Origin of the sequence: Aeromonas salmonicida subsp. salmonicida (genome assembly GCF_001643305.1) — a bacterium.
Classification (GTDB): Bacteria; Pseudomonadota; Gammaproteobacteria; order Enterobacterales; family Aeromonadaceae; genus Aeromonas; species Aeromonas salmonicida.
The window spans coordinates 44,576-71,497 of the sequence record NZ_LSGW01000099.1 but is presented as its reverse complement, the minus strand read 5'-3'; the positions used below and the strand labels follow the sequence as shown (position 1 = coordinate 71,497).

Here is a 26,922-nt window from a genome sequence, read left to right as displayed (position 1 = left end):
AACTGGGGGCGATTCAGTCCGTTGGAATGCTCTGTACCTCGTCCAGCACTGTGGCCATGTCCCAAGACTCAGGCAACAGGCTGTCCAGGACAACAATATGTTCCAGATAGCTGAAAGATTTTCGGTGCTTGCGAAAGATAGCCTGCAACCAATTACCCGAATCGTCGTTATTAAGCATCAATCCATGCTGCTCTAACCAATCAGCCGGCCAGCGAGCCATTACAAGCTCGTGGATAGTCTCCTGTTTTACGTACCTACCCTTGGCACACCCCACCAAATTAGCGAGCTGATGGTAAAAAGCACTCCATTGAGAAAACGAGGGCGAAGTATCAGGTTGCCGTTGCAACAAAGAAATCACTTGTCGAGTAATCCGGATGGCACGCGCATCCGCTAAAGGCTGGGGCAGTAAGGGACAAACTAACGGGGAGGCGGCAACAAACTGGTGGCGATGGTAAGCATGGCGCTCAATATTTGCCTCCAGTAAACCACCATGCACCAGACAACAATCGGCCCCCATCACCTGCCATTGCCGTTGCCAGTAGTATTCGCCATGGCCGCTGCGCTGATTTTGCAAACATTGCGGACAGTAGCGCAGGGAGTGAGACTGTTTAATTCGGGATGCCGCTACCCCCAGAATCAGATGAATGGCGCCCTGAGAATCCCCGGCCATCTGCTCAAGACAGTGACGCCTGCGCTCTTCAGTGGTAAATGGGGCATACAGAGGAAATAGCGTGTGCCGATAAGCCAAACAAGCGACATCGAGCCCCATACTCTCCGGTAATAATTGGACCAGAGGGGCCAGATGATTGGGCAGATCAACCGTTGCAATGACATGCCGGTTTGCAAAAACCTCATCCAGCAACTGCTTGGGGCTGGTTAACCCCAGGTGTATTCCGGCTCTGGCCACCAAGCTGTAAATCAGCTCATCGGGATAGGGGACCGGAAAGTTCAGCATGGCTAACCCATCCTTCTCAACCAATCATCCACATCGAAGGTGAGCCCAGCTTTCTTGAATGCAGGGTAGAGGAGGTTGCCCTTGCCACACTGGGAAAATTTGAAACGCAGGTCATCAGAGTGCAGCGTGTGCCACTCCTTCTGCCGAATGCCAGCAAGCTTGGGCTTAGTCTTTTTCTCTGGCTTTTCATCCGGGTTGTACCAATCAAGAACAATCGGCATCAACTCTCTGACGGACAGATTGGGATAGGAGCCAAAAGCGCGTTCAATTAAGGGCACAATCAGTGCAGAATGACAGTCCATCCCCACAAGCAGGTTATGCAAGCGGATGGCCTGCTCATTGCCGCCATAACGGTTCTGATGTGAATCTTGAGAGGCTTTTGCCTCATCAATCTTGGCACTCAGCGCCAGGATCTTTTTGTCTATATCAGGGATGCTCAGATCCGAATATCTGGCGATTAACTCAGGATCTCTGGAGCGTAACGCTGCCAACATGGCATGAACTGGCTTGAGCTCATCCTCGTAAACCTGTCGCAACAACTGAGGGGTGATCCGTTCAATACGGGTGGCAATGGCTCGTAACTGGGCAAGAACAAAGAGTTTTACCACTATGTCCAGCACCCCCTGGGACAGATCAAACCAGCAATCCCGTACCTCATCGGACAAGCGTTCCTCTCGTCGTTGCAGCTATTGGAACTGCCAAAGCTTATCGGTAAAGGCCATCCACTCTGTGGGTTTGAGCTGGTTGGTTTCCGGATCCACACTGGGCTTTGTTGCCTGCATCGGCTCCCAGAGCAATGACCCCAAACCGGCTCCGCGCCTTGCCGATCTCAAATCCATTTCAAAGATAGGTCTCGCCTTGGGTGTGCCAACCATGACAACAGGCAAGCCGATCACATTCACCAATGTGACAAAGAAGTTGAGCATCTTCTCCACCCCACCGGAGCGGCTCATGCTCAGATGCTGAATCTCATCGATGACCAGCACCCCAATTGCATGCACGTTAGCGATTTGGCTCATCAGGGCCATCAGTGTCTCAACACTATGGCGCTTGAGTGCATACTTGCGTTCATAGTCAGTATGCAGCACCGCATCGATAGCCCTGAAGAAGTGATGACACAGGCTTTTCAGTGAACCATCATGAGGGCAATCCAGCTTCAGGTAGACGATCTGGGTAAAGTTGTATTGCTCGTGGTAGATCACCTGAGGGTAGGTTGCCAATATCCGGTTGATAGTGCTGCTTTTTCCGGATCCAGAGCACCCGATCAGAGACAGGCTGCGAGCGGTCGATTTAACCTGCTCGAACCGAAAAACATCCAGCTCGCCAGACATTACCCGCTCATAACCATTTTGCAGATGTGCATTCAAAGAACCATCAGTAAGATTACGTCCAACATATCCCTGCCGGATCATAATGGATAACTTTGACTCCAACTGTAAGTGGCGGCTTATCGGTTGAAAAAAATCATCCAGTAACTGGGATATCACATGAACACGCCAAGGGCCGTCAACATAGATATCCTTTGGATCAAACTTGATGGAGCCGCTTAACCCCTGCTTTATCTGTTGTGTGGTCATTATAGGTGGCAACGCCTCAATCAGAGGATTGCCACGGTACTGTTCTATGCCTGGGTCGCTGTAGACGGCCTTGGCCATATTGGCTGGTAATACCATCTAATCGTCCTTGAAGAGCTCGTCGATATAATCCGGATACTTATAGTCATCCATACCTGGAGAAAGAGGTATCACGGTTGCAGGTACTGTTGATGGCTCGGATTTTGTAACCGGCTCAGCGCGTTTTCTCTCTTCGTCCTTCGCCTTTGCTCGATTACCCCTAATAGCGGCAATGCGTTGACGATCTGACGCTTCCGGTGAATTTTCAGCTTGCACGTGGGCTTTTGCTTGCTTAATTTTTGAGTCAATCAGGTCATCAACTTTTCGCTTCTCACGATCAGCAACCAGCTTACCCTCTGCCACAACGACCTTCTGTTGTTTGGTTATTAACCATACATCCCAGAAAGAACAACCGCGGAACTCTCGAGCACGATCGGTTAATCCACATACCCAATATTCAGCGCTGTTTTGTCGAGGAAGCAAATAGACAACATCAGCAACAGCTGGATCATAAGCAACCTCTACTGATTCTGGCCTAGAGACATCCTTGCCCCTATGTAACCACCCCATTTTGAGTATTTCTTGGCAGGTGTAATACACACCAAAGACGCGGAGCCCCAGAGGTGAGATAGTCGCCTGAGTTCTCGGCAGCAAACTAACCCGGAGAGCATCCTCCGGAACCATCCGTAACCGCCCAGACCTATGCTGCAATCCCCAGTTCCATAGCGATAATGGCGTCATAGGCAAATCGGTAGGCATATCGATATCTCGATCATAGGTTGCAAGCACGTGGTATCGGTTGTGAAACAAGATGGCTGACAGAATGATGGATGTGAACTCATGGATATTAAGCATCGCATCCAACCGGTAATCCTTTCCTCCCCGTTTCTTTATTGTCGTGCCAGATACAACTCCGGGAGCAAAAGGTTTGAATACCGCCTGTATGGTTCTGAAAAAACGCTCGACTGTGCCTTTGCAATCACCTCTAAAAGGGGGAGTATTCTCAATCCGTGTAGAGAAGCTTTTTTCCAAAGATTCGATCTGACAACCCAGCAATTCGCCCCGATCAGCTAATATGGCATCTGGGATACCTGCAACCGGCCAGTCAGATTCATCAATCTCTATACCAAACTGTTGGCAAAACTTGATCTTGTCAGTCATGGCCATCGACAGAGTCTGCATTGCTGCCACATAGGATGGATTCTCAAAACCGATGTAAAAACCGGCTACCATGCGGCTAAACACATCAATGACCATATAGACAATAGGTCGACCCACAATGTTTTGTCGGTCGCTATCGGAAACCAGATAGATATCGGCTATCGTTGCATCAATCTCATATCTTGACCCGGGGCCAAGGGCTTGCGTGTTCGCTGTTGCCCGTAATGGCTTGATATCCTTGTTGTAATCTATCTTGCTGATTCTCTTCTGCAGTTTTTCAACCTGGGAGTATTCCCTCTTGAAGAAGTGTTTCATCTGCCAAATTGTAGGAAACTCCGATTCCGGAGCTCTTGGGTTATAGTTTTGATACATCCCCTTGAAACGATTGTGAGTTTCAACGAATGATTTACCATTGTTGACCAGATAGTGTTTTTCTATAGCAGTACGAAAAAGTCGTTCTATATGCTCATCAACGACGACTCCGGCCCCCGTCACCATCAGTCTGGGACGACCAAGTTTTCCCCCCTTTGAAACCCTCTTCTTTCCCCTCGCGCCTGAGTTTTTATAATCAGGTAAAAGAGCATTCGGCGTCTGCCCCCGTTGCCAATAACGTCGGATGAGCCGATAAAGATTTTTTTTGGTTGTAGCCTGTGTGGCAATAATTTGATTTACAACCCTGTTCCTTGCTCGAGGAAACATGCACTCCGGATTGGATATTAGTGGTTGAATAAGTTGATAATTTTTATCACGCAGATCTCCTGCCTTTGTCCCTTCATCGGGCTGCGCATAGTAAAGCTTGGCATAGGGGTCTTCGATCCGCTGCAACACTTCGTTATCGATAGCGTCCAGCAATACCTGTCGCGCAATCACTGAAGGAAAAGCAGCCTCGTCATCCAGAGAAATCCAGACTATTTCATCCAGCTGTTCAGCAAGAATGCGGTAGGCAATCCCTTCAACGCTGATAACTTCATTGATTCGAAACACGTAACGCCCCCGACATCGCCTCAATATTCTCTAACTGCAAATCCCCGGCTTTCAACTTGGTTACAGGCGTCAAGATGTCGAATAGAAACCAGCGCTGAGCCAGCAGCTGTCTAATCTCCAACAATGATTGTCCCATGGGTTGCTGATAGGCCGTATCCAGCTGCTTGGCTACCTCAATTACGTTTCTATCTGGATCATTCTGAAAGTGATGCTGATAAAACGCCGCTCGCCCCATCAGAACATCAATTTCTATCTCATCCCGTTGTGCCGGATAGATCCAACTGATGTTTTGCGTAACCACACTGGGAATGTCCTTCTCCGTGATCAGCCACCAGGGAACACCCTTTTGTAACCAATAGCGGCGTTCCAGCTCCAATTTCTCAATGGTTCTGGCATCACTCAGTGCTTCAGCATACTTGGCTTGCAATGCGAATTTGGGCTGGCTGGCGTCTGCGGTGTTGACGAGGAAATCTGAACTCATCACTTGTAGAACCCCGCGAACGGATGGGTGATCTATCCCGGACTCCAAAGCCAATGCCTTGGTATCTTCCAACCGAAGAGGAAATTGCTCACGAATATCTACCGTTGAACGACTCCACTCCAAAAGCAGGAATACGGCCAACTCCAGATCTGACAGCAAATGGTGGGTTCGTTGCGATTTATGGCCAAAGACACGATGTGAACGACCTTGAGAGGATAGGTCTCTAACGGTTAACCATGGTTTGTAATCAGAACCATGACCACTACCTCGCCCTTCACGTAGCCACTTCTGATTCTGCAACTCAGTATTGACGTACTTTTTCCCAGCCATGAAAAAACCGCCCAGCCATTGCTCATAAGTTAAGCTTAGCTAGGGCGGCTTTGGTGTTCAACTTTATTACTTAGTTTCCAACTATATTACTTGGCATCCAACTTTATTACTCGAATACATCTTTTTTCATTCCCGACCAGGACTTATTCCACTGTTACGGATTTCGCTAGGTTGCGTGGCTGATCCACGTCCGTACCCTTGATGAGGGCAACATGGTAGGAGAGCAGCTGCAACGGCACTGTGTAGACGATGGGGGCTATCATCTCTTCCACGTGGTTCAGGCTCATCACCCGCATGGTGGCATCGCTCTTGAAGCCGGCATTCGCATCGGCGAACACGTAAAGAATACCGCCACGAGCCCGCACCTCTTCCACGTTGGACTTGAGCTTCTCCAGCAGATCGTTGTTCGGCGCCACCACTATGATGGGCATCTCGGCATCGATCAGCGCCAGCGGGCCGTGCTTCAGTTCACCGGCGGCATAGGCTTCGGCATGGATGTAGGAGATCTCTTTGAGCTTGAGCGCCCCCTCCATGGCGATGGGGTACTGACTGCCACGGCCGAGGAACAGGCTGTGGTGCTTGTCGGCGAACTCTTCGGCCAGCGCTTCTATGTCCTTGGCCAGCGCCAGACTTTCCTTGATGCGCAGTGGCAGTGCTTGCAGCGCCTTGACCAGCTCGGCCTCGGCTTCGGCACTCAGGTTGCCACGGCAGTGACCAACGGAGGCCACCAGCATCAGCAGACCGGCCAACTGGGTGGTGAATGCCTTGGTGGAGGCCACGCCGATTTCGGCGCCAGCACGGGTCATGAAGGCCAGATCCGATTCACGCACCAGAGAGGAACCCGGCACGTTGCAGATGGCCAGCGAGCTCATGTAGCCGGACTGCTTGGCCAGTCGCAGGGCGGCCAGGGTATCGGCGGTCTCGCCACTCTGGGACAGAGTCACCAGCAGGCTGTTGGGACGCACCACGGATTTGCGATAGCGGAACTCGGAGGCGATCTCCACGTCGCAGGAGACGCCGGCTATCTCTTCGAACCAGTAGCGAGCGACCATGCCCGAGTTGTAGGAAGTGCCGCAGGCGACAATCTGGACGTGCTCGACCTTGTCAAAAATGGCGCGGGCGCCGTTGCCGAACGACTCGACCACAACGTGATCCGAACCCAGACGACCTTCCAGGGTATTGGTAATCGCTTTGGGCTGCTCGTAGATCTCCTTGAGCATGTAGTGACGGTATTCGCCCTTGTCACCGGCATCGTGAGAGAGTTCGGACTCCAGCTCCTCGCGCACCACGGCATCACCGTGAGTATCAAAGATATGCACATCGCGACGGGTCACCTCGGCCACATCACCCTCTTCCAGGAAGATGAAGCGACGGGTCACCGGCAGCAATGCCATCTGGTCGGAGGCGATGAAGTTCTCGCCTATGCCACGGCCAATCACCAGCGGGGAGCCGGAACGAGCCACGACCACGCGGCTGTCATCACGGCTGTCCATCACCACAGTGCCATAAGCACCGCGCAGCTGTTTCACCGCAATCTGCATGGCGGCCAGCAGGCTGTCGGCAGATTTCAGTTCGTGGTGCACCAGATGGGCGATCACTTCGGTGTCGGTGTCTGAGCTGAACACATAACCCAGCCCCTGCAGCTCGGCACGCAGCTCTTCGTGGTTCTCTATGATGCCGTTGTGTACAACAACGATATGCTCGGAGACGTGAGGATGGGCATTGCGCTCGGACGGCTCGCCATGGGTAGCCCAACGGGTATGGGCGATACCGGTTCCACCATGGACGGACTGCTCCTCCAGCGCCTTGGCCAGCTCGGCCACCTTGCCCAGACGGCGAACCCGCTGCAGCGGCTGGTTGGCGCTGAACACGGCCACACCGGCCGAGTCGTAGCCGCGATATTCCAGACGGCGCAGGCCTTCTACCAGGATTTCAGCCACATCACGTTGGGCGACGGCCCCGACGATGCCACACATACACTTCTCCTCAAGACGTAATAAACGGAATTTGATTTGGATGGTTCAGATAAAAATGTCAGCCAACAACCGGGGCGCAGATCAGCGTGATCCCCCTAGCTTGAATTTGTTCTCTGGCCGAGGTGGCCAGCCCTTCATCGGTCACCAGGGTATGGATGCTCGACCAGGGCAGCTCCAGATTGGGGATCTTGCGGCCAATCTTCTCTGACTCGACCATGACGATGACCTCCCGCGATACCTCTGCCATCACCCGGGACAGGCCCACCAGCTCGTTGAAGGTGGTGGTGCCCCGCTCCGGATCTATGCCATCGGCACCGATGAACAGCTGGTCAAAGTCATAGGAGCGCAGCACCTGCTCCGCCACCTGACCCTGAAAGGATTCAGAGTGGGGATCCCAGGTACCGCCGGTCATCAGCAGAGTGGGTTCGTTCTCCAGCTCGCGCAGGGCACCGGCCACATTGAGGGAGTTGGTCATGACGATGAGGCCGCGCTTGTTGCCCAGCATGGGGATCATGGCGCTGGTGGTGCTGCCACTGTCGATGATGACGCGATTGTGATCGCGGATCCGTTCGGCGGCGGCACGTGCAATGGATAGCTTTCGTTTCGAAACTTGCTCCGGATTGCTGTCCACCACCATCTCGCTCGGCAGAGGCACGGCACCACCATAACGACGCAACAGCAGGCCACCGGTTTCCAGCACAGCGAGATCTTTTCGGATGGTCACTTCCGAGGTGGAGAAGTGCTTGGCGAGGGTATCGACACTCACTTCACCCTGCTCCTGCACCAGATTCACTATAGTGTGACGGCGCTGCTGAGTATTACGTTTGGTCATCATTAAGTTTCGATTCGAAAGAATTACGAAATGTTAGCGCCTTTTTCGGAAAAGTAAAACAGCAAATAGGATCCGATTTGGTTCGATGCCAGAATGGGGCAGCTGATTTGCGACGAGGACGCCATGCAAAAAAAAGTTATCTGGCTGGTGGAAGATGAGGCCAGCATCGCCGACACCCTGATCTATGCGCTGCAAACCGATGGTTTCGAAGTGGAGTGGTTTCCCCTTGGCCAGCCGCTGTTGACGCGACTGGAACAGACGCGACCCGATTTTCTGATCCTGGATGTGGGGCTGCCGGATATCAGCGGCTTCGAGTTATGCAAGCAGGTTCGGGCCCGCTGCGACACCCCCCTGATGTTTCTCACCGCCCGCAGCGAGGAGATAGACAGGCTGATAGGGCTGGAAATTGGCGCCGATGATTATGTGGCCAAGCCGTTCTCGCCACGGGAGGTGTGTGCCCGGGTACGAGTGATACTGCGCCGCAGCCAGCCGGTCGCCACCCAACCAAGCCAATTGCTGGCACTGGATGAGGAGCGGGCCCGCATCAGCTTTCACGGCCAACCGCTGGCCCTCACCCGTTACGAGTACCTGCTGCTCAAGACGCTGATGCAGGCACCTGGGCGGGTCTACTCTCGTCAGCAGTTGATGGATCTGGTGTGGAGTGGGGCAGAAGAGAGCCTGGATCGCACCGTCGACACCCACATCAAGACCATTCGCGCCAAGCTGCGGGAACGTGACGCTGACGCCAACCTGATCCTGACCCATCGCGGGCTGGGCTACAGTCTGGAACTGGCATGAGGATCGGCCTGCAGCAAGCATATGGTCTGGCGCCCGGATACAAACGGATAGAACTGGTATGAGAATAGGACTGCAACTGCTGTGCGGACTGGTGCTGATCTTCGCGCTGGCGGCCTGGTTTGTGCTGGAGATCTTCGTCGAGGAGATAAAACCCGGGGTGCGCAGCGCCACCGAAGATACCCTGGTTGACATGGCCCAGATGCTGGCACCGCTGGCACTTGACGATCTGCAGGAAGGAAAAATGGCCGATGGCAGGCTGGCCAGCGCCTTCGCCCGCCTCAACCAGAGCCCCATCAATGCCCTGATCGACGGGCACCTCAAGCAACAAGCTGAATATCGCATCTATGTGACCGACGCTAAAGGCAAGGTGGTCTATGACTCGGACGGGGTGGATCTGGGCAAGGACTATTCGCGCTGGAACGACGTCTACCGTACCCTGCGCGGCCAGTACGGGGCTCGCAGTACCCGCAGCGATCCGGATGATCCCGCCAGCTCCGTCATGCACGTGGCCGCGCCGCTGCGTGAAGGGGGGTGCATACTGGGCTCCCTCACGGTCGCCAAACCCAACCGCACTCTGATGCCAATGATAGAGCGCAGCGAACACCAGCTATTGCAGGCGGCAGCCATGCTGTTGCTCATCTCGCTGCTGATCGGCGCCCTGCTGGCATGGTGGCTCAACCGCGCCATCGGCAAGCTGGTGCACTACGCCGATGCGGTCAGTCACAACCAGCCCGCCACTCTGCCGGGACTCCACAGCCCGGAGCTGGAGCGACTCGGTCGCTCCCTCGAAACCATGCGCCGTCAGCTCGATGGCAAGGCCTATATCGAATCCTATGTACACAGCCTGACCCACGAACTCAAAAGCCCGCTGGCCGCCATTCGCGGGGCTGGAGAGCTGCTGGCCGAAGCGCCCCCCCCCGAGGTGGCCCGACGTTTCATCGGCAACATCAATCTGGAAACAGCCCGCATGCAGCAGTTGATAGAACGCATGCTGCAACTGGCCAAGCTGGAATCGGGGCAGGGGCTGGATCGCCAGGCAACCGAACCCGCCAGACTGGGCAAGCGGGTGCTTGATGCCCGCCAGATCATAGCCCAGCGTCGTCAGGTAACCTTGGTGGCCGAACTGGCCGACGCCTCAAAGCAGAAGTGGGATCCCCTGCTGGTAGAGCAGGCCCTCGGCAACCTGCTGGACAACGCCCTCGACTTCTCCCCTGCCGGCAGCACTGTCAGATTGACCGGCGAGATGCATGCAGACGGCTATCGCTTTCAGGTACGGGATCAGGGCCCCGGCATTCCGGACTATGCCCTGCCACGCATCTTCGAGCGTTTCTACTCCCTGCCCAGACCCGACAAGGGCAAGAGCAGCGGTCTGGGGCTCAGTTTTGCCACAGAAGTGGCACGCCAGCATGGTGGTCGGCTGAACCTCTGCAACCAGCCAGAAGGTGGCGTGCTGGCCGAACTCTGGCTGCCAGCAGGCGGACACTTCACATTGGGCACATAAAGCGGCGCTATGCTGCCGCCTCCCGGCCCTTTGTCCCATTCTCCAAGGAGACCCCATGTCCCGGATCCTGTTACCCGGCCTGCTCGCAGCAGGCCTGATATTCTCACTGCCAGCCAGTTGCCACCCGCCTCCACCTTCAAGATACCGCTGGCGCTGATGGGTTATGACAGCGGCTTCCTGGTGGATGAAAATCTGCCCGCTCTGCCATTCAAACCCGGCGACGATGACTGGTTGCCCGCCTGGCGCGAGACCACCACCCCGAGCCGCTGGCTCACCTACTCTGTGGTCTGGTACTCCCAGCGTCTCACAGAGTGGCTGGGGATGGAGCGCTTCCAGCAGTATGTCGACCGCTTCGACTACGGCAACCGTGATCTTGCGGGCAATCCCGGCAAGCACGATGGTCTGACCCAGGCCTGGCTCAGTTCGAGCCTCGCCATCAGCCCCCAGGAGCAGGCCCGCTTCCTCGGCAAGATGGTGAGCGGCAAGTTGCCGGTCTCCACACAGACACTGCAGCACACGGCCAATATCCTGCGCCAGCCCGACATCGATGGCTGGCAGATCCACGGCAAGACCGGCATGGGCTACCCCAAGCTGCTGGATGGCACCCTCAATCGGGATCAGCAGATCGGCTGGTTCGTCGGCTGGGCCAGCAAACCGGGCAAGCAGCTCATCTTTGTCCACACTGTCGTGCAAAAGCCCGGCAAGCAATTCGCCTCGCTCAAGGCGAAGGAAGAGGTGTTTGCCGCCCTGCCTGACCAGCTGAAGAAGCTGTGATCCCAGAACCGGCGCAAGGCGCCGGTTTTTTTATCACCCTTCACTCCCGCTTCACACGGCCCCATCTCCTCTTCACCCAAGCCCGGCACACTTGTTCCCGTCAACAAGGAGACGTGTCATGGTCAAACAGATATTCACCCACAAGATCTTTCTGCTGCTGTTGCTCAGCCTGCTGCTGATGGTGCCGGTGCAATCCATCATGGAGCTGAACCGGGAGCGTCAGGCCTATCGCAGTCAGGCCATCCACAGCATCATGGCCAGCAGCAGCGGACCGCAGCGGCTACTCGGGCCGGTCGTGGTGCAGCCTTACACCCGCACCGTCATCATGGAGCAGGATGGCAAGCGCTTCGAACGCAAGCTGCAGCTCTACCGCTACCTGCTGCCGGAACAGCTGGATGTGCGGGCCAGCATGGAAGTGACCCCCCGCAAGCTCGGCATCTATCAGGCCCAGGTCTACCAGACCCGGATCTCCCTCTCCGGGCATCTGCCAACCCGGCTGGAAGGCAAGACGCTGGTATCCGGTGATCCCGATCTGAGCGTCGATGGCGCCGACCCGGCATTGGTGGCGGGCAAACCCTATCTGAGCCTGGTGCTGTCCGATGCCCGCGGTATCAACAGCGTCCCCGAACTGCAATTGGGGGAAGCGCGCATTCCGTTTGCCCCTGGTGCCCAGCTGGGTGACGGTCTGGCCGGTATCCATGCCCCCCTCGATACCTTGCCGGACGACAATGGCGTCTTTCATATCGAACTAAATCTGCAGGGCATGAACACCCTCGAAGTGGTGCCGCTCGGCCAGGACAGCAAGCTTCACCTCAGTAGCAACTGGCCTCACCCCAACTTCATCGGCGACTTTCTCCCCGGCAACCGGACCTTGGATCAGCAAGGCTTCGAGGCCAGCTGGCAGACCAGCTGGTTTGCCACCGACATGGAGACCCGCTTCAATCGCATGATGAAGGGAGTCAGCGGCGATCTGCCCGCCTTCAGCGTCAGCCTGGTGCAGACGGTGGATCACTATCAGCTGAACGAGCGGGCGGCCAAGTATGCACTGCTGTTTATCGGCCTCACCTTCATCAGTTTCTTCATGTTCGAACTGCTCAAGGGGTTGCGGGTACACCCGATCCAGTACGCTCTGGTGGGCATGGGGCTAGCAATATTCTATCTGGTGCTGCTGGCACTGACCGAGCACCTGGGCTTTGGCTGGGCGTATCTCATCGCCAGTCTCGCCAGCGTGCTGCTCAACGGTTTTTACCTTAGCCATGTGCTGGGCGGGCCTAAACAGGGGCTCGGCTTCGCGGCCTTGCTGGGGCTGGTTTACGCCATACTGTTCGGCCTGTTGCAGGCAGAAGAGATAGCCCTGCTGCTCGGCGCCCTGCTGCTGTTCGCCATACTGGCGCTGGTCATGATGCTGACCCGCAAGCTGGACTGGTATCGCGTGATGGGCAACAACTCACCAACCCGCGAACCATAAGGGATCTGCCAGAAACAAAACCGGCGCCATCAGGCGCCGGTTGCATTTTATTGATCGGGTATCACTTCTTCTTGACCGGACGGGCCCAATTCTTGATGTGGCGCTGGGGCACACGGGTGATGACCAGCTCGTTCTCGGCCACATCCTTGGTGATGGTTGAACCGGCCCCCAGGGTAGCTCCCTTGCCGATGCGCACCGGCGCTACCAGCTGGGTATCGGAGCCGACAAACACATCGTCCTCTATGATGGTCTGGAACTTGTTCACACCGTCGTAGTTGCAGGTGATGGTGCCGGCACCGATATTCACCTTGGCACCCACCTCGGCATCCCCCAGATAAGTGAGGTGACCACACTTGGAACCGACCCCGAGACGGGATTTCTTCATCTCGACGAAGTTGCCGACGTGGGCATCCTGCTCCAGCACAGCGCCAGGACGCAGACGGGCAAACGGGCCGACGGAACACAGATCCGCCACCTGAGCCCCTTCGATGATGGAGTAAGGTTTCACCTCGGTATGATCGCCGATGACGCAATCCTTCAGCACGCTGCCGGCCCCGATGCGCACGTGGTTGCCGAGCGTCACCTTGCCTTCGATGATGACGTTCACATCGATCACCACCTCTTCACCTATCTCCAGCGTTCCACGCAGATCGAAACGAGCGGGGTCGAGCAGGGTCGCACCTGCGATCATCAGCTTCTCGGCCTGCATCTTCTGGTAGCTGCGCTCGAGCGCTGCCAGCTGAACCCGGTTGTTGGCGCCTTCCACTTCCATGGCGCTGTCAGGATGTACGGCAGCGATGGGGCAACCATCGGCATGGGCCATGGCGATCACGTCGGTCAGGTAGAGTTCGCCCTGGGCATTATTGTTGTCCAAGCGCGACAACCAGCCACGCAAGTCGGCGCCGTTGGCCACCAGTACACCCGTATTCACTTCACGGATGGTCAGCTGCTCGGCATTGGCATCCTTCTGCTCGACGATACCGACCACCTGGCCGTTTTCCCGCACGATACGGCCGTAGCCGGTGGGGTTGTCCAGTACCACTGTCAGCAGCGCCATGCCCTTGTCGACCTTGGCGGCCAGCAGCCGTTGCAGTGTCTCGGGCTGGATCAGCGGGGTATCGCCGTAGAGCACCAGCACGTCATCTTCATCTTTCCAGAACGGGATCGCCTGGGCGACGGCATGGCCGGTACCCAGTTGCTGCGCCTGCAGCACCCAGTTCAAGTCGGGCGCCAGGATCCGCTCCTTCAACAGCTCGGCACCGTGGCCATACACCAGATGCAACTGCTCGGCACCGACCTGGCGGGCGGTGTCGATCACATGGGAAACCATGGGTTTATTGGCTACCGGATGCAGCACTTTGGGCAGGACAGAGCGCATGCGAGTACCTTTACCCGCAGCCAGGATCACGACGTTGAGGGACATAAATTGGCCTTTGGAACATGAAAAAATACTCGGCGGAGTCTATCCAACGAGCAAAAAAAAAGCGACCAGAAGGTCGCTTTTTACATCACCGCAATTAACGGTAATTCTTTTTGACGATATCGATAACCCGCAGTTGGGCCATCGCCTTGGCCAGCTCGGTGGCGGCCTGGGCGTAGTCGATATCACCATGGGAGCTGTGGATCCGCGCTTCGGCCGCACGTTTGGCTTCCAGGGCTTTCGCCTCATCCAAATCCTTGGCACGAATCGCAGTGTCCGCCAGTACGGTCACAGATTCAGGTTGTACTTCCAGCATACCGCCGGAGATGTACAGCACCTCTTCCGCTCCATTCTGCTTCACCAGACGGACCAGGCCCGGCTTGATGGCAGTCAACAACGGAGCATGACCGTGACGGAGACCCAGCTCACCCTCGAGGCCTGATACCTGAGCAGATTGCACGCGACCGGAAAACAGTTTCCCTTCGGCGCTCACCACATCCAGGTGAAAGGAGATCATCTCAGCCATGGGCCCTCCTATCGAGGCTTACAGTTTCTTGGATTTCTCGACGACTTCGTCGATGCTGCCAACCATGTAAAACGCCTGCTCAGGCAGATCGTCATACTCGCCTTTCAGGATGCCCTGGAAACCACGGATGGTCTCTTTCAGCGGCACGTATTTGCCCGGAGAACCGGTAAACACTTCTGCCACGAAGAACGGCTGGGACAAGAAACGCTCTATCTTACGGGCACGGGCTACGGTCAGTTTGTCTTCTTCTGACAGTTCATCCATACCCAGGATGGCGATGATATCCTTCAGCTCTTTGTAACGCTGCAGCACTGTCTGAACGCCACGAGCAGTCTCGTAGTGCTCTTTGCCAACTACCAGCGGATCCAGCTGACGGGAGGTGGAGTCCAGCGGGTCAACGGCCGGGTAGATACCCAGTGCCGCGATCTGACGGGACAGAACGACAGTGGCGTCCAGGTGGGCGAAGGTGGTCGCCGGAGACGGGTCGGTCAAGTCATCCGCAGGCACGTAAACGGCCTGGACTGACGTGATGGAACCGGTCCGGGTGGAGGTGATGCGCTCTTGCAGAACACCCATCTCCTCGGCCAGGGTCGGCTGGTAACCTACTGCAGACGGCATACGGCCCAGCAGTGCGGATACCTCGGTGCCCGCGAGCGTGTAACGGTAGATGTTGTCCACGAAGAACAGCACGTCACGACCTTCGTCACGGAACTTCTCGGCCATGGTCAGGCCGGTCAGCGCTACGCGCAGACGGTTTCCGGGCGGCTCGTTCATCTGACCGTAAACCAGAGATACTTTGTCCAGTACGTTGGACTCCATCATCTCGTGGTAGAAGTCGTTACCCTCACGGGTACGCTCACCCACACCGGCGAACACGGAATAACCGCTGTGTTCGATGGCGATGTTACGGATCAGCTCCATCATGTTGACGGTTTTGCCTACACCGGCACCACCGAACAGACCGACTTTACCACCCTTGGCGAACGGACATACCAGGTCGATAACCTTGATGCCGGTCTCCAGCAGGTCGTTGCTGTTGGACTGATCTTCGTAGCTGGGGGCCGCGCGGTGGATGGACCAACGCTCTTCCTCACCGATCGGACCTTTTTCGTCGATCGGCTCACCCAGTACGTTCATGATCCGACCCAGAGTCGATACACCGACCGGCACCTGGATGGATTTACCGCTATTCATTACTTCCAACCCACGACGCAGACCGTCGGAGGAGCCCATGGTGATGCAACGAACGACGCCGCCACCGATCTGTTGCTGAACTTCCAGCACCAGACCCTGACCTTGACCTTCGCTGACGACCTTGACTGCGTCGTACACCTGGGGCACGGCATCCTGCGGGAACTCGATGTCCACCACAGCGCCGATGATTTGGACGATGAAACCGTTACTCATGTCAAATCCTCTAAACCTTTGATAACCCTTGCCTTACACCGCAGCAGCACCGGATACGATCTCTGTCAGTTCCTGGGTAATACTGGCCTGACGGGCCTTGTTGTACACCAGTTGCAGGTCGTTGATCAGGTTGCCGGCGTTGTCAGTCGCGGCTTGCATGGCAACCATTCGGGCTGCCTGTTCACTTGCCAAGTTTTCTACCACCCCCTGGTATACCTGGGATTCGACATAGCGAATCAGCAGGGTGTCCAGCAGTTGCTTGGGATCCGGCTCATAGATGTAATCCCAGTGGTGTTTCTTGGCGAGCTTGCTGTCTTCAGTTACGGGCAAAGGCAGCAGTTGATCGACCCGTGGTTGCTGCACCATGGTGTTCACGAATTTGTTGTACACCAGATACAGCCTGTCAATCTCACCGTTGTCGTAAGCCTTCAGCATGACCTTGACTGAACCAATCAGGTCATTGACGCTCGGGTTGTCACCCAGTCCTGCGACATGAGCTTGCACCTTGGCGCCGTGCCGTTCAAAGAAGCTGGAGGCCTTGTTGCCGATCAGAGCCAGGTCAACCTTGGCACCTTTCGCGCTCCATTGCTTCATATCATTGAGGGCAGCCTTGAACAGGTTGATGTTCAAACCGCCACACAGGCCACGGTCGGTGGAGACGACTATGTAACCCACTCGCTTGACCTCACGTTCCATGAGGTAGGGGTGCTTGTATTCCAAGTTCCCCTGGGCGATATGGCCGATCACCTTGCGCATGGTTTCAGCGTACGGACGGCTGGCAGACATGCGTTCCTGCGCACGGCGCATTTTGCTTGCTGCCACCATTTCCATAGCGCCGGTGATCTTCTGAGTGTTTTTCACACTCCCGATCTTGTTACGTATCTCTTTTGCGCCGGCCATCTCTTACTCTCCATCAGGTGGCAGCTCGCGCTGCCACACACGCTTACCAGGTCTGGGTTGCCTTGAAGTCATCCAGCAACGCAGTCAGCTTGCCAACGATCGCGTCGTTGTAATCTGCTTTGGCATTGATTTCAGCCATCAGCTCAGCATGCTGGGTATTGGCGTAAGAGAGCAGAGCGGCTTCGAAGTCGACAATCTTGTTCAGTTCGACATCGGAGAGATAGCCTTTCTCGGCGGCGAACAGCACCAGCGACTGCTGGGCAACGCTCATCGGAGAGTATTGCTTCTGCTTCATCAGCTCGGTCACTTTCACACCGTGATCCAGCTGCTTGCGAGTTGCCTCGTCCAGATCAGAAGAGAACTGGGCGAATGCCGCCAGCTCGCGATACTGGGCCAGTGCGGTACGGATACCACCGGACAGCTTCTTGACGATCTTGGTCTGAGCAGCACCGCCCACACGGGATACGGAGATACCCGGGTCAACCGCCGGACGAATACCGGAGTTGAACAGCTGTGAAGTCAGGAAGATCTGACCATCGGTGATGGAAATCACGTTGGTCGGTACGAATGCAGACACGTCACCGGCCTGGGTTTCGATGATCGGCAGCGCGGTCAGAGAACCGGTCTGTCCTTTCACGGCACCATTGGTGAACTTCTCTACGTACTCGGCGTTGACGCGAGCAGCACGCTCCAGCAGACGGGAGTGCAGATAGAAAACGTCACCCGGGTAGGCTTCACGTCCTGGCGGACGGCGCAGCAGCAGGGAGATCTGGCGATAAGCTACGGCCTGCTTGGACAGGTCATCATAGATGATCAGCGCGTCTTCACCGCGGTCACGGAAGTACTCACCCATGGAGCAACCGGCATACGGAGCCAGGTATTGCAGGGCGGCAGCTTCGGACGCAGAGGCAACCACCACTATGGTGTTGGCCAGGGCGCCGTGCTCTTCCAGCTTGCGTACCACGTTGGCGATGGTGGAGGCCTTCTGGCCAATCGCAACGTAGACACACTTAATACCGGAGTCTTTCTGGTTGATGATGGTATCGATCGCGATGGCGGTCTTGCCCACCTGACGGTCACCGATGATCAGCTCACGCTGGCCACGACCGATAGGGATCATGGCATCGATGGCTTTCAGACCGGTCTGAACCGGCTGGTCAACGGACTTGCGCTCGATAACGCCCGGGGCGATCACTTCGATCGGCGAGAAGCCGTCGTTTTCGACCGGACCTTTACCGTCGATCGGCTGACCCAGGGTGTTCAGCACCCGGCCCAACAGACCACGACCTACCGGCACTTCCAGAATACGGCCAGTGCCTTTTACTTTCATTCCTTCTGACAGACCGTCATAGGAACCCATGATCACAGCACCAACGGAGTCACGCTCCAGGTTCAATGCCAGAGCGAAGCGGTTGCCCGGCAGCTCGATCATCTCACCTTGCATGGCATCGGCCAGGCCGTGAATACGAATGATACCGTCGCTCACAGAGACGATGGTACCTTCGTTACGCGCTTCACTTTTGACATCAAACTGCGCGATGCGCTGCTTGATAAGCTCGGCGATTTCAGTGGAATTCAGTTGCATGCTCTAATACCCCAATCAAGATTGCAGCGCGTCGGCCATGCGATCCAGCTTACCGCGGACAGAGCCGTCGATAACCAGATCACCGGCCTTGATGAGCACCCCGGCCATCAAGGACGCATCCATGCTGCAATTCAGCTTCACTTTGCGCGCGAGACGTTTTTCCAGAGAAGCCTGAATATTGGCTTTCTGCTGGTCGGTCAGTTCGATCGCCGAAATCACGTCAGCCTGAACTTCTTTATCCAGTTCAGCCTTGAACGCGACAAATTCAGCAAGGACCGCCGGCAGCACACCCAAGCGACCATTCTCAGCCATTACCCGGATCAGGTTCTGGCCATGCTCGTCGAGTTGCTCACCGCAGACGCCCACAAACAGGTTTGCGAGCTCTTCGGCAGCCACAGAGCCGTGTACCAGGTTGTGAATGGTCTCGTTCTCCGCTACTTGTGCAGCGAAGCCGAGCATCCCCAGCCACTGGTCAACCGCCTTGTGCTCAACGGCAAACTCGAAAGCAGCCTTGGCGTAGGGGCGAGCGATTGTAGTCAGTTCAGACATAGCCCCGTTCCCGTTACAGTTCTGCTACCAGTTTGTCGACGATGTCGCTGTTGGCAGCCTGGTCGATGTGGCGCGCCAGGATCTTCTCTGCGCCCGCAATGGCAAGAGCAGCAACCTGCTTGCGCAGTTCTTCTTTGGCGCGATGACGTTCAGCGTCGATCTCGGCACGGCCCTGAGCCAGGATTTTTTCCCGCTCAGTGTGTGCTCCAACAGCCGCCTCATCAATGATCTGGGCTTTACGTTTGTTAGCCTGTTCAATGATTTGTGCGGCCTGGAGCTTGGCTTCTTTCAGCTGATCGGTGGCGTTGGCCTTGGCCAAATCCAGATCTTTCTTGGCGCGTTCTGCGGAAGAGAGACCATCAGCGATAGCTTTCTGACGAGCCTCGATGGCTGCCATCAGGGGCGGCCATACAAACTTCATGCAGCACCAGACAAAAATGATGAAAGCAAGTGTCTGACCGAGGAGGGTGGCATTGATACTCACAACCAAGACCTCTCTATATGAAATTTAAAAAGAAAGTGATAACAACAGCATCACTTATCAGGCTGCAACCCCGAAAATCAGGTACAGAGCCATACCGACCACGATCATCGGGATTGCGTCGACCAGACCCATTACGATGAAGAAGTTGGTACGCAGGATAGGCATCAGGTCAGGCTGACGAGCAGCACCTTCCAGGAACTTGCCACCCAGCAGAGAGATACCGATAGCGGCACCGACAGCGGCCATACCCAGCATGATTGCAGCGGCGAAGTAAATCATTTCCATCTTTATATTCTCCAAACAGAGCTAGTAAACGTAACAGGATTAATGGTCTTCACTGGCCATCGACAAATAGACAATGGTCAACACCATGAAGATAAAGGCTTGCAGAGTAATTACCAGAATGTGGAACAGCGCCCAAGGCACGCTAAGCAGCCATTGGGACCACCACGGTAGCAGACCGGCGATCAGGATAAATACCAGTTCACCGGCATACATGTTACCGAACAGACGCAGACCCAGAGAGATGGGTTTGGACAGCAGGGTAACCAACTCCAACGCGAGGTTAACAGGGATCAATGCCCAGTGATTGAAAGGGTTGAGGGTCAACTCTTTCACAAAGCCCGAGACACCTTTCATCTTGATACTGTAAATGATGATTAAGGCGAAGACTCCCAGAGCCATGGACATGGTGATGTTAACATCGGCGGAAGGAACTACTCGCAAGTAGGGGATGCCCAGCACTTGTGCCGTGTAGGGCAGGTAGTCAACCGGGATGAGGTCCATCAGGTTCATCAGGAAAACCCAGATGAACACGGTCAGCGCCAGCGGAGCGATCAGCTTGCTCTTACCGTGGAAGATACCCTTGACGGTGTCATCCACAAACTCGACAACCATTTCTACAAAACACTGAAGCTTGCCCGGAACACCGCTGGTCGCAGTCGCGGCCACCTTGCGGAATATCCAGATAAACAGAGCGCCGAGGATAACGGAAAATATCATGGAGTCGATATTTACCGTCCAGAACCCCGAACCCACTTGCAGATGGTGCAGGTGGTGGGAGATGTATCCCTGAGTAGTCAGGGCTTCTCCGGTTGCAGCCATGAGTTTTCCTAGTAGCGGTTATTGAGAACGATCGTGATGACCCATTGGAAAAACAGGGAGAGCGCATAAGTGACATAAAGGGGGAGATGTTCCACCTCGACGTACAGGAGCACTGTCACGAAGAGTGCGACAGTACTTACCAGCTTGATCCCTGCTCCAACACAAAAATCCCACAACACCCAGCCCGCACTCCCGGGGCCAAGCTTCCGGCTCAACGTAAACAGACTGAACAGGAGTTGTGGAATCAGATATACGCCTCCCCCATAGAGGGACGCGTATCCGGCCGGAATGCCTCTTAGATGAGCCCAAGTGGCACTCACAGCCAGGATCAGGGTAAGTTGGCAAGCAAGTATAGCCAAGGCCAGTGTCAAACCTTTCCAGGCTAATTTCTGCTCCACCAAATGCCCCCTGAACATTACAGAACTGTAAAAATCGACATGTTGACACGCACGAATTTACAGCCCCAAAAGCCGGTCAAATTATACCCTTGAAGGCGGTGATTGCAATATGACAAAAACCCTTAATTTTTGCGGCTTTCCGCACAGAATTAAGGTTATGTTCATATCAAAAGGAATGGATGTTTTATTACTACAAAAAGCGTAAAAATCACGATTCCGACAGGCCAAAATAGCCCAAAATACGGTCCAAGTCGGTTAAATCCACGTAACTTATTACTAACTTTCCGCTATCTTGCTTGCCAACCTGTAACTGAACCTGGTTGCCAATTTTTTCCGACAGCTGGCGCTCGAGATAACCAAACTGTGGATCGCGCACGGGTTCAACCTTGGCTTTTGCCGGTTCCAGCGCTTTTTGCACCAGTTTCTCGGTATCTCGTACTGTCAGCCCCTTCTGCGCGACCAGCTTGGCCAGTTCGGACTGGGCCTGACCACTCAAGGCAAGCAGGGCACGGGCGTGGCCCATGTCGAGATCGCCGTGCTCGACGAAGCGCTTCACGTCATCGTTGAGCTGGTTGAGGCGCAACAGGTTGGTGACAGTGGTGCGGGACTTGCCCACCGCCTCGGCCACCTGCTGGTGGGTCAGTTCAAACTCGGTCAGCAGCCGCTGCAGGGCAACCGCCTCCTCGATGGCATTGAGATCTTCGCGCTGGATGTTCTCGATCAGTGCGATGGCGACGGCGGCCTCGTCAGGCACATCCTTGACGATGCAGGGCACAACGTCGAGGCGGGCCAGTTGGGAAGCTCGCCAGCGCCGCTCACCGGCAATGATTTCGAAGGATTGCTCGCCGAGGGGGCGCACCACGATCGGCTGGATCACGCCCTGGGCGCGAATGGAATTTGCCAGATCCTCCAGCGCATCCTGCGACATATCCTTGCGCGGCTGGTACTTGCCGGACTGCAACCACTCCACCGGCAGCCTGCGCAGCTCACCCTGATTGGTGGGGGCCATGGCCTCTTCGGTACGCTGGTCGCTCATCACCTGTTTCTGGCGCGCGGCCGTGCTGGTGCTGAGCAGGGCGTCCAGCCCCTTGCCCAGCCCACGTTTTTTCGGCGTCATATGCTCTCTCGGTCTGCGATGGTCACCGGACGTTCCTGCTCCTGGCGGCGCAGCATTTCGCCCGCCAGCGCCAGATAGGCCTTGGCGCCCACCGATGATTTGTCATAGTGCATGGCCGGGGCTCCGAAACTCGGGGCCTCCGCCAGTCTTACGTTGCGGGGGATGATGGTGCGATAGACCTTGTCCCCGAAATGCTGTTTCAGCTGATCGGACACATCATTGGCCAGCCGGTTGCGGTGATCGAACATGGTACGCAGCACCCCTTCGATCTTCAGCTCCGGATTGACCACGGCTGCCAGCTTGCTGATGGTGTCCACCAGAGCGGTGAGCCCTTCCAGTGCATAGTATTCGCACTGCATGGGCACCAGCACGGAATCGGCGGCGGCCATGGCGTTCACGGTCAGCATGTTGAGAGAAGGCGGGCAGTCGATGAAGATGTAGTCGTATTTGTCCCGTACCGAGGCAATGGCGTTGCGCAGGCGGATCTCGCGGGCGAAGAATTCCATCAGACGGATTTCGGCCGCGGTCACGTCGGCATTGGCGGCGATCAGGTGATAGCCCCCCGAGGTTTCGGGGATGATCACTTCGGCGATGGGGGCATCTTCGATCAGCAGCTCGTAGGCGGTGCGCTCGACTTCGTATTTGTCGACGCCGCTGCCCATGGTGGCATTGCCCTGGGGATCCAGATCGATCACCAGCACCTTGCGCCGGGTAGCGGCCAGGGAGGCGGCCAGATTCACACAGGTGGTGGTTTTACCCACTCCACCCTTCTGGTTGGCTATGGCGATGACTTTTCCCACACTATCCCCTAAATGAAACTGCGACCCTATTCGGGCTGGATATGTTTGAATTCCAGCAGATGACGTTCGCCTTCCAGTTCCGGTACCCGCAATTCATGACAGGCTACCAGACGGATATTGGCAGGCAACTGGGCCAGCTCCTGCTCGGGATATTGCCCCTTGAGCGCCAGGAAGCTGCCCTGTTCGGACGGCAGATGGTGACACCAGCTCAGCATGTCCTCCAGCGAGGCAAAGGCCCGACTGAGCACACAATCAAACCCCACGTCAGGCTGATACTCTTCCACCCGGGATTTGACTGGCGTCACATTGGTCAGGCCCAGCACCTGGATCACCTGGCGGATAAAGTTGATCCGCTTGCCCAAACTATCGAGCAGCACGAACTGCTTGTCAGGATTGATGATGGCCAGCGGCAAGCCAGGCAGCCCAGGACCTGTCCCTACATCGATGAAGCGCTCACCGTGCAGGTGAGGGCTCACCACCAGGCTGTCGAGGATATGCTTGACCAGCATGGCGTCGGGATCACGCACCGAGGTGAGATTGTAAGCCTTGTTCCACTTGTGCAGCAACTCGACAAGCTGAACCAACTGGGTCTTTTGGGTGTCGGTGATAACAATACCGGCCTGCATGAGCAGGCAGTTCAATCTTTGCAGCATGGAGATCCTCAGGCGGTTTTACGCAGCAGGCCGTGTTTTTTCAGGTGAACCAGCAGGATGGAGATGGCCGCCGGTGTGATACCGGAGATGCGGGAAGCCTGACCAATGGTCTCGGGCTTGGCATCGTTGAGCTTGGCGATCACCTCGTTGGAGAGACCGTTGACGTCGCGGTAGTTCATGTCCAGCGGCAAGAGCGTGTTCTCATTGCGCAACTGCTTCTCCACCTCGTCGTACTGACGCTCGATATAACCGGCGTACTTGATCTGGATCTCCACCTGATCGGCGGCGGCGTGATCGCTCAGCGCCGGACCAACCCCTTCGATGGCCATCAGCGCATCGTAGGTCACTTCGGGGCGACGCAGCAGCTCTTCCAGGTTCTGCTCACGGGTCAGCGGCGTGTTGACCAGGGCGTTGACCGCTTCCAGTGACGGATGTTGCGGGTGGATCCAGGTCGAACGCATGCGCTGACGCTCCAGCTCCACCTGTTCCATCTTGATATTGAACTTGCCCCAGCGCTCGTCATCCACCAGACCCAGCTCGCGGCCAATGGCGGTCAGGCGCAGGTCGGCGTTGTCTTCCCGCAGCAGCAGGCGATATTCGGCGCGGCTGGTGAACATGCGGTAAGGCTCGCGGGTCCCCAGGGTGGAGAGATCGTCTATCATCACGCCCATGTAGGCCTGATCCCGGCGGGGATGCCAGGGATCCTTGTCCTGGGCACGCAGACCGGCATTCAAACCGGCCATCAGGCCCTGGGCCGCGGCTTCTTCGTAGCCAGTAGTACCGTTGATCTGGCCAGCGAAGAACAGGTTGCCGATGTACTTGCTCTCCATGTTGGCCTTGAGATCCCGGGGATCGAAGAAGTCATATTCGATGGCATAGCCGGGGCGTGTGATGTGGGCATTTTCGAAACCACGAATGGAACGCACTATCTGCACCTGCACATCGAATGGCAGGCTGGTGGAGATCCCGTTCGGATAGAGTTCGTGGGTGGTCAGGCCTTCCGGCTCGACAAAAATCTGGTGGGCCGTCTTGTCCGCGAAGCGAGTGATCTTGTCCTCGATCGACGGGCAATAACGGGGACCAATCCCTTCGATCACCCCGGCGTACATGGGGCTGCGATCCAGGTTGTTGCGGATCACATCGTGAGTGCGCTCGTTGGTATGGGTGACGTAGCAGGGCACCTGGCGTGGGTGCTGGCTGGCATCGCCGATAAACGAGAAGACAGGGCGCGGATCATCGCCGTACTGCGCCTGCATCACGGAGAGATCGACGCTGCGGGCGTCGATCCGTGGCGGCGTCCCGGTTTTGAGACGATCGATGCGCAGCGGCATCTCGCGCAGCCGCTGAGCCAGGGCGATCGAGGGAGGATCCCCGGCGCGGCCGCCCTTGTAGTTTTCCATCCCGATGTGGATCAAGCCGTTCAGGAAGGTCCCGACCGTCAGCACGACTGTCTTGCCACTGATGCGGATCCCGCTCTGGGTGACGACACCGGCAACACGATCCCCGTCCATGATCAGATCATCACAGGCCTGCTGGAAGATCTTCAGGTTGGGATAGTTCTCCAGCATCTGGCGAACAACGGCTTTGTAGAGCAGTCGATCCGCCTGAGCACGGGTAGCTCGTACCGCTGGTCCCTTGGAGGAGTTGAGGGTACGGAACTGGATCCCGGCAAGATCTGTGGCTCGCGCCATGATCCCGCCGAGGGCGTCAACTTCCTTGACCAGGTGTCCCTTGCCGATCCCGCCGATCGCCGGATTACAGGACATGTGTCCCAACGTATCGATGTTGTGGGTCAGTAACAGGGTATTCAGGCCCATACGGGCTGCCGCTGTTGCTGCTTCGGTTCCTGCATGACCGCCACCAACGACGATCACATCAAATTGTTCATGGTATTGCATTGGGGATCACCTTGATCTGCACGTCTGAAGATCGTTGATTGCCTGGGCTGAGGGGCTGAACATTCTATCTGTTTCGCGTCCTGAGGGGAACGTCTACTTAACGTTCAGAATGAAGGGAGGATCTACTTAATAGATCTTAAGGATCTTTAGATCGATCTTTTATTGGATCTTTTATTAGGATCCGCCTTTTCTGTTGATAAGCACTTTTTTATCATAAAGATCATCGTGTTAAAGACGATCCTAGCTTGTGGAAAAGCTTGGATCCTGGGGCCGTGAACCAGGGTATAACCAGTGCTTTTATACACAGGTGGCTGGCGGGTTGGATCTAATACATGGATAACTATAGGTTTTGCAGAGGTTTACATGGTAGTTATGCACATTACCCCTGGGCATTGTGGGTAACCGTGTAGAACAAGTCGTCAGGATCAATCTGTTAATAACTTGGTGGATAGCGATCTGGGGATAAACGGGGAGATCAAGGCTTTTTTACCGGATCTCCCCCCTCCTGATCAGGCGATCATCTGCATCCAGCCCTGGATCCAGGCCTCAGCGGCATCTTCAGGGATCTCATGCTGGGTCACATCTATGTCGAGACGATCCCCGATCCGGCTGGCGCCACATTCGCTCAGCAGCAGATCCAGCGTCTTGCCGCCCTGGCAGAAGGTGTCATAACTGCTGTCGCCGAGGGCGATAACGCCATATTTCAAGGCATTAAGATCCGGATGCTGCTCGGCAAGATCCTTGGCGAAGGGTTGCAGATTGTCGGGCACATCACCGGCACCGTGGGTGGAGGTGACCACCAGCAGTATGGCGTCCGGCTCGGCCAGCACCTCGGCCAGGCTGGCTGGATTGTGGATCTCGGCCTGATGGCCCGCCTGTTCCAGCAGGTTGGCGACGTGGTCTGCGACATATTCGGCGGCGCCCAGCATGGAGCCGACGACGAGATTGAGTTTGGCCATGGAATGGATCCTGAGTTCAGACAATGAAACGGAAAGCCGAATTCTACCGCCAAAGGGTGTGGATAAATATGGATAAAGCTTGGGGATAATGGATCCTCTTTTCTTTTCCTATATAAGGCAGGATCCCCCATTTTTCGTCTGCCTCGGATCTTTTCCTCGGAAATGCCCCTGTCTGATCCCTCCTTTTTCTGCCCGACAGCTGCTGCTTTGATACGTCAGGTAACAATGCAGATGCAAATGATTAGCAAT

Annotated in this window: 25 protein-coding genes and 1 pseudogene; 4 read left to right on the top strand and 22 right to left on the bottom strand. The window is 56.0% G+C overall.

All coding sequences use genetic code 11. The annotated features are described in order from the left end of the window. Positions 1-13 precede the first annotated feature (13 nt). From AXW79_RS18765 to AXW79_RS18740, 7 genes are all read right to left on the bottom strand, one after another. Positions 14-955 carry a TnsD family Tn7-like transposition protein gene (locus AXW79_RS18765; RefSeq protein WP_005319662.1) on the bottom strand — a complete coding sequence of 314 codons (942 nt, stop codon included), beginning with the start codon at positions 953-955 and terminating at the stop codon, positions 14-16. Positions 956-957: 2 nt separating this feature from the next. Continuing rightward, a complete protein-coding gene (locus AXW79_RS23875; protein WP_227534389.1) occupies positions 958-1,620 on the bottom strand; it encodes a hypothetical protein in 663 nt (220 codons plus the stop codon). 21 nt (positions 1,621-1,641) lie between these two features. Then, positions 1,642-2,628 (bottom strand): ATP-binding protein, encoded by a 987-nt coding sequence (locus tag AXW79_RS23870; protein ID WP_227534390.1) that lies wholly within the window; start codon positions 2,626-2,628, stop codon positions 1,642-1,644. Then, positions 2,629-4,713, bottom strand: coding sequence for a Mu transposase C-terminal domain-containing protein (locus AXW79_RS18755; protein WP_005319660.1), 2,085 nt, complete (start codon positions 4,711-4,713; stop codon positions 2,629-2,631). After that, the gene (locus tag AXW79_RS18750; protein WP_011899255.1) at positions 4,697-5,524 is read right to left on the bottom strand and encodes a heteromeric transposase endonuclease subunit TnsA; all 828 of its coding nucleotides are present in this window, start codon (positions 5,522-5,524) and stop codon (positions 4,697-4,699) included. The genes AXW79_RS18755 and AXW79_RS18750 overlap by 17 nt, the downstream gene beginning before the upstream one ends. 143 nt (positions 5,525-5,667) lie before the next feature. Continuing rightward, positions 5,668-7,500 carry a glutamine--fructose-6-phosphate transaminase (isomerizing) gene (gene glmS, locus AXW79_RS18745; RefSeq protein ID WP_011899256.1) on the bottom strand — a complete coding sequence of 611 codons (1,833 nt, stop codon included), beginning with the start codon at positions 7,498-7,500 and terminating at the stop codon, positions 5,668-5,670. Positions 7,501-7,558: 58 nt separating this feature from the next. Then, on the bottom strand, positions 7,559-8,332 hold the full coding sequence (locus AXW79_RS18740) for a DeoR/GlpR family DNA-binding transcription regulator (RefSeq protein WP_005319642.1): 774 nt from the start codon (positions 8,330-8,332) through the stop codon (positions 7,559-7,561). A gap of 123 nt (positions 8,333-8,455) precedes the next feature. Between AXW79_RS18740 and blrA the strand changes: the two genes are divergently transcribed. The 4 genes and pseudogenes from blrA to creD all read left to right on the top strand — a co-directional run bounded on the left by blrA (position 8,456) and on the right by creD (position 12,873). Next, complete coding sequence (blrA, locus tag AXW79_RS18735) at positions 8,456-9,130, top strand: beta-lactam response regulator transcription factor BlrA (RefSeq protein ID WP_005319640.1); 675 nt, start codon at positions 8,456-8,458, stop codon at positions 9,128-9,130. 58 nt (positions 9,131-9,188) lie between these two features. Beyond that, a complete protein-coding gene (gene blrB, locus AXW79_RS18730; protein ID WP_011899258.1) occupies positions 9,189-10,631 on the top strand; it encodes a beta-lactam sensor histidine kinase BlrB in 1,443 nt (480 codons plus the stop codon). 55 nt (positions 10,632-10,686) lie between these two features. After that, positions 10,687-11,405 (top strand): annotated as a pseudogene (blaOXA, locus tag AXW79_RS18725) (class D beta-lactamase). Positions 11,406-11,523: 118 nt separating this feature from the next. Next, entirely contained in the window at positions 11,524-12,873 is a 1,350-nt protein-coding gene (gene creD, locus AXW79_RS18720; RefSeq protein WP_005319634.1) for a cell envelope integrity protein CreD, read from the top strand. Between the two features lie 61 nt (positions 12,874-12,934). Here the strand turns inward: creD and glmU are convergent, their stop codons facing one another. The 15 genes from glmU to mioC form a co-directional block, all read right to left on the bottom strand. Next, complete coding sequence (gene glmU / locus AXW79_RS18715; RefSeq protein ID WP_005319632.1) at positions 12,935-14,296, bottom strand: bifunctional UDP-N-acetylglucosamine diphosphorylase/glucosamine-1-phosphate N-acetyltransferase GlmU; 1,362 nt, start codon at positions 14,294-14,296, stop codon at positions 12,935-12,937. A gap of 94 nt (positions 14,297-14,390) precedes the next feature. Continuing rightward, the gene (locus AXW79_RS18710; RefSeq protein WP_005319630.1) at positions 14,391-14,819 is read right to left on the bottom strand and encodes a F0F1 ATP synthase subunit epsilon; all 429 of its coding nucleotides are present in this window, start codon (positions 14,817-14,819) and stop codon (positions 14,391-14,393) included. A gap of 18 nt (positions 14,820-14,837) precedes the next feature. Continuing rightward, positions 14,838-16,226 (bottom strand): F0F1 ATP synthase subunit beta, encoded by a 1,389-nt coding sequence (gene atpD, locus AXW79_RS18705; RefSeq protein WP_005319628.1) that lies wholly within the window; start codon positions 16,224-16,226, stop codon positions 14,838-14,840. A gap of 33 nt (positions 16,227-16,259) precedes the next feature. After that, positions 16,260-17,126 carry a F0F1 ATP synthase subunit gamma gene (gene atpG, locus AXW79_RS18700; protein WP_005319626.1) on the bottom strand — a complete coding sequence of 289 codons (867 nt, stop codon included), beginning with the start codon at positions 17,124-17,126 and terminating at the stop codon, positions 16,260-16,262. Between the two features lie 43 nt (positions 17,127-17,169). Further along, on the bottom strand, positions 17,170-18,711 hold the full coding sequence (gene atpA, locus AXW79_RS18695; RefSeq protein ID WP_005319624.1) for a F0F1 ATP synthase subunit alpha: 1,542 nt from the start codon (positions 18,709-18,711) through the stop codon (positions 17,170-17,172). 15 nt (positions 18,712-18,726) lie between these two features. Next, positions 18,727-19,260, bottom strand: coding sequence for a F0F1 ATP synthase subunit delta (gene atpH / locus AXW79_RS18690; protein ID WP_005319621.1), 534 nt, complete (start codon positions 19,258-19,260; stop codon positions 18,727-18,729). A 13-nt stretch (positions 19,261-19,273) separates the two neighbouring features. Continuing rightward, entirely contained in the window at positions 19,274-19,744 is a 471-nt protein-coding gene (gene atpF / locus AXW79_RS18685) for a F0F1 ATP synthase subunit B (RefSeq protein WP_005319619.1), read from the bottom strand. A 57-nt stretch (positions 19,745-19,801) separates the two neighbouring features. Then, positions 19,802-20,029, bottom strand: a complete 228-nt coding sequence (gene atpE, locus AXW79_RS18680) for a F0F1 ATP synthase subunit C (RefSeq protein WP_370881544.1) — start codon at positions 20,027-20,029, stop codon at positions 19,802-19,804. A 39-nt stretch (positions 20,030-20,068) separates the two neighbouring features. Then, positions 20,069-20,848 carry a F0F1 ATP synthase subunit A gene (gene atpB / locus AXW79_RS18675; protein WP_005319615.1) on the bottom strand — a complete coding sequence of 260 codons (780 nt, stop codon included), beginning with the start codon at positions 20,846-20,848 and terminating at the stop codon, positions 20,069-20,071. An 8-nt stretch (positions 20,849-20,856) separates the two neighbouring features. Beyond that, a complete protein-coding gene (locus AXW79_RS18670; protein ID WP_005319613.1) occupies positions 20,857-21,264 on the bottom strand; it encodes an ATP synthase subunit I in 408 nt (135 codons plus the stop codon). 190 nt (positions 21,265-21,454) lie between these two features. Beyond that, on the bottom strand, positions 21,455-22,363 hold the full coding sequence (locus AXW79_RS18665; RefSeq protein WP_011899260.1) for a ParB/RepB/Spo0J family partition protein: 909 nt from the start codon (positions 22,361-22,363) through the stop codon (positions 21,455-21,457). Further along, a complete protein-coding gene (locus AXW79_RS18660; protein ID WP_005319608.1) occupies positions 22,360-23,163 on the bottom strand; it encodes a ParA family protein in 804 nt (267 codons plus the stop codon). The genes AXW79_RS18665 and AXW79_RS18660 overlap by 4 nt, the downstream gene beginning before the upstream one ends. A gap of 26 nt (positions 23,164-23,189) precedes the next feature. After that, positions 23,190-23,816, bottom strand: a complete 627-nt coding sequence (gene rsmG, locus AXW79_RS18655; RefSeq protein WP_005319605.1) for a 16S rRNA (guanine(527)-N(7))-methyltransferase RsmG — start codon at positions 23,814-23,816, stop codon at positions 23,190-23,192. An 8-nt stretch (positions 23,817-23,824) separates the two neighbouring features. Beyond that, complete coding sequence (gene mnmG, locus AXW79_RS18650) at positions 23,825-25,714, bottom strand: tRNA uridine-5-carboxymethylaminomethyl(34) synthesis enzyme MnmG (RefSeq protein ID WP_005319602.1); 1,890 nt, start codon at positions 25,712-25,714, stop codon at positions 23,825-23,827. A 509-nt stretch (positions 25,715-26,223) separates the two neighbouring features. Continuing rightward, the gene (gene mioC, locus AXW79_RS18645) at positions 26,224-26,673 is read right to left on the bottom strand and encodes an FMN-binding protein MioC (RefSeq protein ID WP_005319600.1); all 450 of its coding nucleotides are present in this window, start codon (positions 26,671-26,673) and stop codon (positions 26,224-26,226) included. Positions 26,674-26,922 lie beyond the last annotated feature (249 nt).